The following is an 11,209-nucleotide window of genomic DNA, read 5'->3' as shown; positions in this document are numbered from 1 at the left end:
CCCCGCACCGACGGGTGGCCGATCGGGTGGCGGAACTAGGATGGGGCCATGACCACTGTGGACCTTCCACTGCTGCCGCTCGGCCGTGGCACCGACCCGCTCTCCGAGCGTGGCGTCGACTGCCCCGGTGACCTGCCGGCCGCCTCCGATCCCGACCTGGTCGAGCGCGCTCGCGCCGCCCGGGAGAAGCTCGGCGAGCGCCTGTTCGTGCTCGGGCACCACTACCAGCGCGACGAGGTCATCCAGTTCGCCGACGTCACCGGTGACTCGTTCAAGCTCGCCCGCGACGCGGCTGCCCGGCCGGAGGCCGAGTTCATCGTCTTCTGCGGCGTGCACTTCATGGCCGAGTCCGCCGACATCCTCACCGGCCCCGACCAGCGGGTGATCCTGCCCGACCTCGCGGCCGGCTGCTCGATGGCCGACATGGCACGGATCGCCCAGGTCGAGAAGGCGTGGGCTGCGCTGGCCGAGGCCGGCGTCCAGGACGTCGTCGTCCCGGTCACCTACATGAACTCCAGCGCCGACATCAAGGCGTTCTGCGGCCGCAACGGCGGCGTCGTGTGCACCTCGTCGAACGCCGAGGTGGCGCTCGACTGGGCCTACGCGCAGAAGGGCGAGGGCACGAAGGTTCTCTTCCTCCCCGACCAGCACCTCGGTCGCAACACCGCCGTGCTGCAGCTCGGCATCGCCCTCGACGAGTGCGTCGTGTGGAACCCGCACAAGGCCAACGGCGGCCTGACCGCAGAAGAGCTCGCCAAGGCGAAGATCATCCTGTGGAAGGGCCACTGCTCGGTCCACGGCCGCTTCTCCGCCGACGTCATCGACGAGCTGCGCGCCAAGGTGCCCGACCTCAACGTGCTGGTCCACCCCGAGTGCCAGCACGAGGTCGTGCTCAAGGCCGACCAGGTGGGTTCGACCGAATACATCATCAAGGCGATCGAGGCCGCGCCTGCTGGTTCGAGCTGGGCCATCGGCACCGAGCTCAACCTCGTGCAGCGCCTCAAGAACGCCCACCCGGACAAGAACATCATGTTCCTGGACCGCAACGTCTGTTACTGCTCGACGATGAACCGGATCGACCTGGCGCACCTCGTGTGGACGCTCGAGAACCTCGTCGAAGGTGTCGTCGTGAACCAGATCCAGGTGGACCCGCAGACCGAGGCGGACGCGCTCGTCGCGCTGCAGCGGATGCTCGACCTCCCGGGGAAGTCCCACCGTGACTGACACCCTGCCTGCCTGTCCTTCGTGCACGAGTCCGTACACGTACGAGATGGGCGACCTGCTCGTCTGCCCCGAGTGCGCCCACGAGTGGTCACCGTCCGAGGCTGCCGCCGAGGCGCAGGCCGCAGCCGAGGCCGACCTCGTGCGCGACGCCAACGGCAATCCGCTGGCGGACGGCGACGACGTGATCATCATCAAGATCCTCCCCGTCAAGGGAGCCCCGAAGCCGATCAAGGCCGGCACGAAGGTGCGCAACATCCGTCTGGTCGACCCGACCAAGCGGGTGGGCGACCACGACATCGACGCCAAGGTCGACGGCTTCGGCCCGATGCAACTCAAGTCCAGTGTGGTCAGGAAGGCCTGAGCGTGTTCAAGCGCACCAAGTCCCCCGTCGTCGAGGAGACGACCGTCGCGAAGCCGGGTGGCAAGGGTCGTCCGACCCCGACCCGCAAGGAGGCCGAGGCCGCCGCGCGGGCCCGCGCCAAGGCGCCCACCGACCGCAAGGCGGCCTCGCGCAAGGAACGCGAGTTCCGGGCCGAGGAGAGCAAGAAGATTCGTCAGGGCATGAAGGCCGGCGACGAGAAATACCTGCTGCCCCGTGACCGCGGACCGGTCCGGCGCTTCATCCGCGACTACGTCGACGCCCGGTTCTCCATCGTCGAGATGGTGATCCCGCTGATGATCATCGGCCTGATCCTCGGCTACACGCGCAACTCCGCCCTCGTTCAGGCCAGCAGCCTCGTGCTGCTCGCGACGGTGCTGTTCGTGGTCACCGACATGATCGTGCTGCGGTTCCGGATCCGGCGCGAGCTCAAGCGGCGCTTCCCGGAGGAGCCGCTCAAGGGCACGACGTACTACACGCTGACCCGGGCGATGCAGATGAAGTTCATGCGGATGCCGAAGGCGCGGGTCAAGATCGGGCAGGCCCTGCCCGACGACTATCGCTGACGTGAAGGTCATCGCGGCACTGCACGCGCCGGCCCTCGGGGACGTGCTCCGAGGAGGAGCCTTCCGCGGCGACATCGCCGCCTGCGGCGCGACCCGCCTCCAGGTGAACCTCGACGACGACGCGGTGGCCCCGGCGATGCGGTTCGGGCCAGGCGCGCCGATCACGGCAGTCGTCAGCGTCTGGACCGACGGTTCCGTCGCCTCGCTCGTGGACGTCGTACGACGGCTCGACGCGAGCGCCGACCTCTGGCGGGTCCGCGAGCGCGAGCCCCTGCCCCCGCCCACCGTTGCGGACGGGGAGCGGGCCGACGCCCTGGCGAACATCGCCTTCCTGCGGCGACCCGACACCCTGTCGGAGCAGGCATGGCTGGCCGACTGGCTCGACCGGCACACGCAGGTCGCGATCGACACCCAGGGCACCTTCGGCTACGTGCAGAACCCCGTGCTCGAGGCGCTCACCGGCGACGCACCGGCCGTCGCCGGCATCGTGGAGGAGCTCTTCCCGATGGCCGCGATGTCGGACCACCACGCCTTCTACGGCAGCGGTGGCGACGAAGCCGAGTTCCAGCGGCGGTTCGCGGTCCTCATGGAGAGCTGCGAGCGCTTCGGCGCGACGCAGGGCCTCGACCTCGTGCCGACCAGCCGCTACACCTTCACGCTGGGCTGACCATCCCGCGCCCTCGGCAGGTCAGCCGAGGACCTCGGAGCGACGGGGCGACCGGGTCAGCTTCGGGTCGGTCGTCACGACACCGTCGAGCACCCGGTCGATCGCAGCAAGCGTGTCGGCATCGAGCTTCACGCCGGCGGCCTTGACGTTCTCCGTGACCTGCTCGGGACGACTGGCACCGATGATCGCGGCGGAGACGTTGTCGTTCTGCAGCACCCAGGCAACCGCGAGCTGCGCGAGCGAGAGCCCGGCCGCCTCGGCGATGGGCGTCAACTGCTGCACGCGCTCGAGCACGTCGTCCTTCAGCCACCGGCCGATGTTGTCGGCACCGCCCTTGGTGTCGGTGGCGCGCGACCCGGCGGGCGGCAGCTGGCCGGGGAGGTACTTGCCGGTGAGCACGCCCTGCGCAATGGGCGACCAGACGATCTGGCCGAGGCCGAGCTCGCGCGACGTCGGCACGACCTCCTCCTCGATGACCCGCCAGAGCATGGAGTACTGCGGCTGGTTGGAGATCAGCGGCACGCGCAGCTCGCGGGCGAGCTCGGCGGCGGCGCGGATCTCCTCGGCCCGCCACTCCGAGACTCCGATGTAGAGCGCCTTGCCGGAGCGGACGACGTCGGCGAAGGCGAGCATCGTCTCCTCGAGCGGCGTCTCGTGGTCGAACCGGTGCGCCTGGTAGAGGTCGACGTAGTCGGTGCCGAGTCGCTTCAGCGACCCGTCGATCGACTCGAGGATGTGCTTGCGGGACAAGCCGTGGTCGTTGTGCTTGCCCGGTCCGGTCGGCCAGAAGACCTTCGTGAAGATCTCCAGTCCTTCGCGGCGCTCGCCGGCGAGTGCCTTGCCGAGGACGGTCTCGGCTGCCGTGTTGGCATAGACGTCGGCGGTGTCGAAGGTGGTGATGCCGTCGGTGAGGGCCTGCCGGACGCACGCCAGTGCGGCGTCCTCCTCGACCTGCGAGCCGTGGGTGAGCCAGTTGCCGTAGGCGATGGCCGAGATCCTGAGGCCGCTCGCTCCGAGGTTGCGAATCTCCATTCCTCGACCCTAGTGGCGACGGACAAGCCGATCACGACGCCGAGGGACGGCACTGCCGCTCACCCTGCGAGGATGGCTGCATGGTCTCTGCTGACGTCTCCGTCCGGGTCGGCTGGCCGGCCGACGCCCCCGGGATCGCCGCCGTCCAGCTCCGCGCCTGGCAGCAGCGGTACGACGACGAGCTGGCCGCGCTGCTCAACGACCGCGGCATCGGGCCGGATGCGCTGACCGAGTCCTGGCGCGCGTCGCTGTCCCGACCGCCCGAGGCCAGGCACCGCGCCCTGGTCGCCCTGACCCACGACGTGGTGGTCGGCTTCGCGCTCACCGTCCCCGCGAGCGACCCCGACGCCGACCCGGCGGTGGACGGCGAGATCGTCGAGTTCACGATCGACCCGGAGAAGACCCGCGCCGGACACGGCTCACGGCTGCTCCAGGCCTGCGCCGACACGCTCGAGGCCGACCGGTTCACCCGGGCGGTGTGCTGGGTGTCGACCACCGACGACGCACTCCGCGCCTTCCTCACCAGCGCGGGCTGGGGCCCGGACGGAGCGAGCCGAGAGCTCGCCGACGAGTCCGGCGGCACCATCAAGCAGCTCCGGCTGCACACCTCACTCACCTGAGCGACGCTCGACGTCGCCATGGAGAGTTCCACCCGTCGTACGGTCGTTCGCGACAGCCTGGGCGTCGCCATCGCCACGGGCACCTACGGGCTGGGGTTCGGCGCGGTGGGCGTCGCGTCCGGCCTCGACGTCGCACAGACCTGTGTGCTGTCACTGCTGATGTTCACCGGGGCCTCCCAGTTCGCCCTGGCGGGCGTACTGGGCTCCGGAGGCACCCCGCTGGCCGGAGCCCTCGCTGCGCTGCTCCTGGGCACCCGCAACACCCTCTACGGCCTCCGTCTGGCTCCGCTGCTCGGCTACCGCGGGTGGCGACGCGCTGTCGCGGCCCACGTGCTCATCGACGAGTCGACCGCGATGGCAGTGACCCGCGCCGACCGCGACCTGGCCCGCACCGGCTTCCTCGTGACCGGCGCCACCATCTTCGTGCTCTGGAACCTCACGACGCTGGCCGGCGCGGTCGCAGGTGAGCAGCTCGGCGACCCCCGCGACCTCGGCCTGGATGCCGCGGTCGGCGCCGCCTTCCTCGCGCTGCTGTGGCCCCGGCTGACAACGCCCCTGACCCGCACGGTGGCCGTCCTGGCCGCGCTGGTCGCAGCGGGGGCGGTCACGGTGACCCCGGCCGGCGTGCCCGTGCTGGTGGCGGCGGGCGTGGCGGTCCTGGTGGGAGCCCTCACCGCCCGGTCGAGCACCGGGCCCGACGGGCCCACTGAGCCCACTGAGCCGGCTGAGGAGGTGCCGGCGTGATCTGGTGGGCCGTCCTCGGCGCAGGCGTGGGTTGCTACCTGCTGAAACTGGCGGGGCTGTCGGTGCCCGCACGGGTACTGGGCAACCCTGTGGTCGCACGGATCGCGGACCTGATCCCGGTGGCCCTGCTGGCAGGCCTCGTCACCGTGCAGGTGCTCGCCGCTCCCGAGGGCCGCGCACTGGCGATCGACGCACGCGCGGCAGCCCTCGCGCTCGCCGTACTGCTCCTGCTGGCCCGCGCGCCGTTCCTGGTGGTGGTGTTCGGCTCGGCCGCCTGCGCCGCCCTGCTCCGCCTGCTCTGACCCACGAGGTGTGGCAATTGGGGCCACGAGGTGTGGCAATTGGGGGTTCGAGGTGTCAACCAGCCGGTATCAATCGACACCTCGGACCCCGATTACCCACACTTCGTGCACCCATCAGGCGCACTTCGTGGTCAGAGGTCGAGGAAGTGCTCGAGTCCCACGGTCAAGCCGGGGTACGACGCGATCTTGCGTACGCCGGTCAACACGCCCGGGGTGAACGAAACCCGGTCCAGGGAATCGTGGCGGATGGTGAGGGTCTCCCCGACGCCACCGAGCACAACCTCCTGGTGGGCGACCAGGCCGCGGATGCGCAGGCTGTGGACCCGGACGCCGTCGACGTCGGCCCCACGGGCCGCCTCGATTCCGGTACTCGTGGCGTCGGGGATCGGCGCGCTCCCGGCAGCCCGGCGCGCGGCGGCGATCAGTTCCGCCGTACGACCGGCGGTGCCGCTCGGCGCGTCGGCCTTCGTCGGGTGGTGGAGCTCGATGACCTCGACCGACTCGAAGAACGGCGCGGCGATGGCAGAGAACCGCATCATCAAGATCGCGCCGATCGAGAAGTTCGGGGCGATCAGCACGCCCGTGCCGGGGCTGTCGGCGAGCCACCCGCGCAGGGTCTCGAGACGCGCGTCATCGAATCCCGTCGTACCGACGACGGCGTGGATGCCGTGCTCGATGCAGTAGCGCAGGTTGTCCATCACCACGTCGGGATGGGTGAAGTCGACCACGACCTGGGTGCCGGACTCGGTCAGCGCCTCGATCGGATCACCCTGGTCGACACCGACGGTGAAGTCGACGTCCGGGGCGCCCTCGACGGCCGTCACCACCTCGGCACCGACCTTGCCGCGGGCACCGAGCACCCCGACCTGGAGGCGTCCCTCGGACCGTCCTTCTGCTGCGTTCTCAGCGACACGTGAAGCCACGAGACCAAGGTAGTGCGTCACCCGGGCCCACGTTCTGGCAGGCTGACCCCCATGGTGAACAAGATCCCGGCCCGGATCCGATGGGCGGTGGATTTCATGGACGTCCAGCCCAACGACCACGTGCTGGAGATCGGATGCGGTTCCGGAGCCGCCGCCGACCTCATCTGCCGTCGACTCGAGGGCCGCGGCAAGATGTTTGCCATCGACCGCTCCGAGGCCGGCGTGGACCGCACGAAGGCCCGTTGCGCTGAGCACATCGAGGCCGGAAAGCTGACGGTTCGCCAGATCGACCTGGCGACGCTCCGCGTGCCGGTCAAGCGACTGACGAAGGTGTTCGCGTTCGACGTGCACCTCTTCTGGGTGCGTGACGCCGCCGAGGAGATCGCCCTCCTCCACGAGCGACTGATGCCCGGTGGTTCGGTGCAGCTGTTCTTCGACACCAGCAAGCCCGAGCACGTCCCCGACATGCTGGCCAAGACCTCCGAGCAGTTGCGCGACGGGGGCTTCCGCGTCTACATCGTCGACTCGAAGCAACCCCCCGTGATCGGAATCATCGGGCGCAGGTGACCCCTCCCGGGCGCCGGTTTCGACCGGCGGCCGGGATGACTCCACGCGGGCGAGGATTGGCCAAGCGGGGGGCAGGTCTGGTTAACCTGCTGGTGCATGTTGCCTGTTCTCGGGCAGACCTTGCCGTGTCCGCGGAGCATGATCCGGCGGACCATTTCCTGGATCGGTGTGGCGTTGAATCGCCCCTTTCCGGTGGGTCGCGGTGTCGAGGGCGGACGGCCGCACGACCCCTAGGAGTGACGTGACCGAGCACGACCCCATGACCAACCACCCCCGAGCCGCTGCCCTTGCGGATGCCATCAGGACGCCCACGGCGGACGTCGTACCCCACCCGGCGCTGGACCAGGCGATCGAGAGCGGGGCCACGCCGCGCCGCGGCCTGGACGTGGTCGTCTTCGGGTGCGCCGCTGCCGTCAGCGTGGCATTCGTCCTGTGGGGCCTCACCAGCACCACGTCCCTGGGCAACGCCTCGGACCAGGCCCTGAGCTGGGTGCTGACGAACACCGGCTGGCTCTTCGTGCTGGTCACCAGTGGCTTCGTCGTCTTCGTCATCTGGCTCGCGATGAGCAAGTACGGCGCCATCCCGCTCGGCCGCGACGACGAAGAGCCCGAGTTCAGGACGGTGTCCTGGATCGCCATGATGTTCAGCGCCGGGATGGGCATCGGCCTGATGTTCTACGGCGTCTCCGAACCGCTCTCGCACTACGCGACGCCTCCCCCGGGCACCGAGGGCAATGCGGACGCCACTGCGCAGACCGCCATGGCCACGACCATGTTCCACTGGACGCTCCACCCGTGGGCGATCTACGCCGTGGTCGGCCTCGCGATCGCGTACGGCGTCTACCGCAAGGGCCGCGTCCAGCTGATCTCGGCGGCGTTCGCCCCGATCCTGGGTCGCCATGCAGAAGGCCCCGCCGGGAAGCTCATCGACATGTTCGCGATCTTCGCGACCCTCTTCGGCTCGGCCACCTCGCTCGGTCTCGGTGCGTTGCAGATCAGCAGCGGCCTGGAGATCGTCGGTGGCGTCGGCCCGCTCGGCAACGGCGCGCTCGTCGGCATCATCGCCGTCCTGACCGCCGCGTTCGTGTTGTCGGCCGTGTCAGGCGTCGCCAGGGGCATCCAGTGGTTGTCGAACACCAACATGGTGCTCGCCGTCGTGCTGGCCCTGTTCGTGTTCGTCGTCGGACCGACCGTCTTCATCCTCAACCTGGTGCCGACGTCGATCGGCAGCTACGCCCAGGACCTCGCCATGATGGCCGCCCGGACCGGCGCCGAGGGCCAGGACACGGCGGACTGGCTGGGCACGTGGACGGTCTTCTACTGGGCCTGGTGGCTCTCCTGGACCCCGTTCGTCGGCATGTTCATCGCGCGGATCTCGCGCGGGCGCACCATCCGCCAGTTCGTGACCGGCGTCCTCCTCGTCCCCAGCGTCGTCAGCGTCCTGTGGTTCTGCGTCCTGGGCGGCACCGCCATCGACCTGCAGGACAAGGGAACCGACATCGCCGGCGCCGACGGGCTCGAGGCCCAGCTGTTCAGCACCCTCGACGCCTTCCCGCTGGCCACCGCCGCCAGCGTGCTCGTCATGGTGCTGGTCGCGATCTTCTTCGTCTCCGGCGCGGACGCCGCCTCCATCGTGATGGGCAGCCTTTCCGAACGCGGCACGACCGAGCCGCGACGTCGGGTCGTCATCTTCTGGGGCGTGGCCACCGGCGCGGTCGCGGCGGTGATGCTGCTCGCGGGCGGATCGGACGCACTCCAGGGGCTGCAGACCATCACCATCGTCGCTGCGCTGCCGTTCGTGCTCATCGTGATCGGCCTCGCGGTCGCGCTGATGGCCGACCTGCGCAACGACCCGCTGGTCGTGCGCCGTCGTTACGGCGAAGAAGCGATCGAGCAGGCCGTGATCGCCGGCGTCACCGAGCACGGGGACGACTTCGCGTTCACGGTCGAACTGGCCGAGCCGACCGAGCCCGAGCCGACCGAGTCCGAGGCCGAGGCCACCGGGACCGAGCCGGTCGCGCTTCGTTAGGCCGGGCCGACCACCGCGAGCAGCTCGGGGCGTCCGAACACCTCGGCGGCCACGGCCTGCACCTGCTCCAGGGTCACGCCCTCGATCCGGGCGATGACCTCGTCGATCCCGGTGACCTCGGCATGGACGAGCTCGTTCTTGCCCAGGCGCATCATCCGTGAGCCCGAGTCCTCCAGGCCCAGGATCATGCCGCCCACCAGCTGTCCCTTGCCGCGAGAGAGCTCGTCGGCACTGATCCCCTCGGCGGCGATCAGGTCCAGCTGCTCGCGCACGACCGTGAGCACCTCATCGGTGCGGTCGGGCAGGCAGCCGACGGCCACGCCCACCAGTCCCGAGTCGGCGTAGTGGCTCGCGAAGGAGTAGACCGAGTAGGCCAGCCCGCGCTGCTCACGGACCTCCTGGAAGAGGCGGCTCGACGTGCCACCACCCAGGGCGGTGTTGAGCACGCCCAGCGCGAAACGGCGGTCGTCGTCGCGGGCCAGGCCCTCGCGGCCGATGACGACGTTGACCTGCTCGAAGGGGCGCTCGACCTGGCCGGACCCGCCGGAGACCTGCGGCCGGCTGCGGACGGCAACCGCGCGCGGCGGCTCGGGCGCGGCCTGCACGTCGAGCCAGCCGTGGCGCGAGAAGGCCTTCTTGATCGCCTTCACGACTGCGTTGTGGTCGACCGCTCCGGCCACGGAGATGACGGTGTTCGCAGGCACGTAGTGCCTGCGGTAGAAACGCTTGATCTGCGCAGGCTTCATGGCCTCGATCGAGCCGGCGGTGCCGGCGATCGGGCGGCCCAACGGCGACTCGGCGCCCCAGGCCAGCTCCGCCAGGAGGTTCTGTACGACGTCGTCGGGGTCGTCGTCGTGCATCGCGATCTCGTCGAGGATGACGTCACGCTCGGCGTCGACGTCGTGACCCTCGATCAGGGACCCGGTGATCATGTCGCCGACGACGTCCACCGCGAGCGGCAAGTCATCGGACAGCACCCGCGCGTGGAAGCAGGTGTACTCCTTGGCCGTGAAGGCGTTGAACTCCCCACCGACGGCGTCGAGCTCGATCGAGATGTCCAGCGCGGTGCGCTCCCCCGTGCCCTTGAACAGCAGGTGCTCGAGGAAGTGCGAGGCGCCGTGGGTCGTCGCGGTCTCGTCGCGCGAGCCGACGCCGATCCACACACCGAGCGCGGCGGACCGGGCCCCGGCCATCTGCTCGGTGACGATGCGCAGGCCGGACGCGAGCTGCGTACGTCGTACCAGGGAGGTCACCTGGCCGGCGTCGTCGCGAACGGTCTCGAGCGTGCGCGTCGAAGCGCGGGAAACGGCCGACGGCCGGTCAGCGTTGCGCTGACCGGCCGTCGTGTCGAGCTTGTTGCTCACGCGTCCTCGGACTCCGCAGCGTCCGTGCCCTCGGCGGCGTCCTCGGTCGAGGCAGCCTCCTCGACGACGGGGATCAGGGAGAGCTTGCCGCGGTCGTCGATCTCGGCGATCTCGACCTGGAGCTTCTGACCGACGGAGACGATGTCCTCGACGTTCTCCACGCGCTTGCCGCCGGCGATGGCGCGCAGCTTGCTGATGTGCAGCAGCCCGTCCTTGCCCGGCATCAGCGCGATGAAGGCACCGAAGTTCGTCGTCTTCACGACCGTGCCGAGGTAACGCTCACCGATCTCGGGCATGGTCGGGTTGGCGATCGCGTTGACCGCCTGGCGGGCGGCCTCGGCCGCTTCACCGTTGGTCGCACCGATGTAGACCGTGCCGTCGTCCTCGATGGACAGGGTCGCACCGGTGTCGTCCTGGATCTGGTTGATCACCTTGCCCTTCGGGCCGATGACCTCGCCGATCTTGTCGACGGGGACCTTCACCGTGATGATGCGCGGCGCGTGGATCGACATCTCCTCGGGGCCGTCGATGGCCTCGCCCATGACCTCGAGGATCGCCAAACGGGCGTCCTTGGCCTGGTTGAGGGCCTTCGCGAGGACCTCGGCCGGGATGCCGTCGAGCTTGGTGTCGAGCTGGAGAGCGGTGACGAACTCCTTCGTGCCGGCGACCTTGAAGTCCATGTCGCCGAACGCGTCCTCGGCACCGAGGATGTCGGTCAGCGCGACGTACTCGAGCTTGCCGTCGATCTCACCGGAGATGAGGCCCATCGCGATACCGGCGACGGAGGCCTTC

13 protein-coding genes are annotated in these 11,209 nt (G+C 69.7%); 9 read left to right on the top strand and 4 right to left on the bottom strand.

Going from position 1 to position 11,209, the window contains the following annotated elements; genetic code table 11:
* Positions 1-48 precede the first annotated feature (48 nt).
* Genes nadA through ACOADB_RS07990 form a run of 4 tightly spaced genes read left to right on the top strand, consistent with a single transcriptional unit; the run spans position 49 to position 2,836 of the window.
* The gene (nadA, locus tag ACOADB_RS08005) at positions 49-1,224 is read left to right on the top strand and encodes a quinolinate synthase NadA (protein ID WP_378597433.1); all 1,176 of its coding nucleotides are present in this window, start codon (positions 49-51) and stop codon (positions 1,222-1,224) included.
* The gene (locus ACOADB_RS08000) at positions 1,217-1,585 is read left to right on the top strand and encodes a zinc ribbon domain-containing protein YjdM (protein WP_378597432.1); all 369 of its coding nucleotides are present in this window, start codon (positions 1,217-1,219) and stop codon (positions 1,583-1,585) included. Before nadA ends, ACOADB_RS08000 begins: the two co-directional genes overlap by 8 nt.
* A gap of 2 nt (positions 1,586-1,587) precedes the next feature.
* Positions 1,588-2,169: a DUF3043 domain-containing protein gene (locus ACOADB_RS07995; RefSeq protein ID WP_378597431.1), complete on the top strand. Its 582-nt coding sequence runs from the start codon at positions 1,588-1,590 to the stop codon at positions 2,167-2,169.
* Position 2,170: 1 nt separating this feature from the next.
* Positions 2,171-2,836: a hypothetical protein gene (locus ACOADB_RS07990; RefSeq protein ID WP_378597430.1), complete on the top strand. Its 666-nt coding sequence runs from the start codon at positions 2,171-2,173 to the stop codon at positions 2,834-2,836.
* A gap of 21 nt (positions 2,837-2,857) precedes the next feature.
* Here the strand turns inward: ACOADB_RS07990 and ACOADB_RS07985 are convergent, their stop codons facing one another.
* Positions 2,858-3,868: an aldo/keto reductase family protein gene (locus ACOADB_RS07985; RefSeq protein ID WP_378597429.1), complete on the bottom strand. Its 1,011-nt coding sequence runs from the start codon at positions 3,866-3,868 to the stop codon at positions 2,858-2,860.
* An 80-nt stretch (positions 3,869-3,948) separates the two neighbouring features.
* Between ACOADB_RS07985 and ACOADB_RS07980 the strand changes: the two genes are divergently transcribed.
* The 3 genes from ACOADB_RS07980 to ACOADB_RS07970 are packed head-to-tail and all read left to right on the top strand — an operon-like array spanning position 3,949 to position 5,534.
* On the top strand, positions 3,949-4,488 hold the full coding sequence (locus tag ACOADB_RS07980) for a GNAT family N-acetyltransferase (protein ID WP_378597428.1): 540 nt from the start codon (positions 3,949-3,951) through the stop codon (positions 4,486-4,488).
* An 18-nt stretch (positions 4,489-4,506) separates the two neighbouring features.
* Positions 4,507-5,232 (top strand): AzlC family ABC transporter permease, encoded by a 726-nt coding sequence (locus tag ACOADB_RS07975; RefSeq protein ID WP_378597427.1) that lies wholly within the window; start codon positions 4,507-4,509, stop codon positions 5,230-5,232.
* Entirely contained in the window at positions 5,229-5,534 is a 306-nt protein-coding gene (locus ACOADB_RS07970; RefSeq protein ID WP_378597426.1) for an AzlD domain-containing protein, read from the top strand. Before ACOADB_RS07975 ends, ACOADB_RS07970 begins: the two co-directional genes overlap by 4 nt.
* A 131-nt stretch (positions 5,535-5,665) precedes the next feature.
* On the opposite strand, the gene dapB is transcribed toward ACOADB_RS07970, so the two are convergent.
* On the bottom strand, positions 5,666-6,457 hold the full coding sequence (gene dapB, locus ACOADB_RS07965) for a 4-hydroxy-tetrahydrodipicolinate reductase (protein WP_378597425.1): 792 nt from the start codon (positions 6,455-6,457) through the stop codon (positions 5,666-5,668).
* A gap of 51 nt (positions 6,458-6,508) precedes the next feature.
* On the opposite strand from dapB, the gene ACOADB_RS07960 reads away from it, so the two are divergent.
* Both ACOADB_RS07960 and ACOADB_RS07955 read left to right on the top strand, forming a co-directional pair.
* Positions 6,509-7,024, top strand: a complete 516-nt coding sequence (locus ACOADB_RS07960; protein ID WP_378597424.1) for a class I SAM-dependent methyltransferase — start codon at positions 6,509-6,511, stop codon at positions 7,022-7,024.
* 241 nt (positions 7,025-7,265) lie between these two features.
* Complete coding sequence (locus ACOADB_RS07955; protein WP_378597423.1) at positions 7,266-9,053, top strand: BCCT family transporter; 1,788 nt, start codon at positions 7,266-7,268, stop codon at positions 9,051-9,053.
* On the opposite strand, the gene ACOADB_RS07950 is transcribed toward ACOADB_RS07955, so the two are convergent.
* Entirely contained in the window at positions 9,050-10,417 is a 1,368-nt protein-coding gene (locus tag ACOADB_RS07950) for a M16 family metallopeptidase (protein WP_378597422.1), read from the bottom strand. The two genes, ACOADB_RS07955 and ACOADB_RS07950, sit on opposite strands and share 4 nt — an antisense overlap.
* On the bottom strand, positions 10,414-11,209 hold a 796-nt coding region (locus tag ACOADB_RS07945; RefSeq protein WP_378597421.1), incomplete at its 5' end, for a S1 RNA-binding domain-containing protein. The genes ACOADB_RS07950 and ACOADB_RS07945, both read right to left, overlap by 4 nt.

Origin of the sequence: Nocardioides sp. CPCC 206348 (assembly GCF_048654705.1) — a bacterium.
In the GTDB taxonomy this organism is placed as follows: domain Bacteria; phylum Actinomycetota; class Actinomycetes; order Propionibacteriales; family Nocardioidaceae; genus Nocardioides.
Note: the sequence above shows the minus strand (reverse complement) of the source record. Positions and strands in the feature narration are given on the sequence as shown.

Excerpts from the sequence above, each read along its gene's own strand:
- nadA (WP_378597433.1), top strand. The coding sequence starts at position 49 with ATGACCACTGTGGACCTTCCACTGCTGCCGCTCGGCCGTGGCACCGAC.
- ACOADB_RS07985 (WP_378597429.1), bottom strand. The coding sequence starts at position 3,868 with ATGGAGATTCGCAACCTCGGAGCGAGCGGCCTCAGGATCTCGGCCATC.
- ACOADB_RS07980 (WP_378597428.1), top strand. The coding sequence starts at position 3,949 with ATGGTCTCTGCTGACGTCTCCGTCCGGGTCGGCTGGCCGGCCGACGCC.
- ACOADB_RS07975 (WP_378597427.1), top strand. The coding sequence starts at position 4,507 with ATGGAGAGTTCCACCCGTCGTACGGTCGTTCGCGACAGCCTGGGCGTC.
- ACOADB_RS07960 (WP_378597424.1), top strand. The coding sequence starts at position 6,509 with ATGGTGAACAAGATCCCGGCCCGGATCCGATGGGCGGTGGATTTCATG.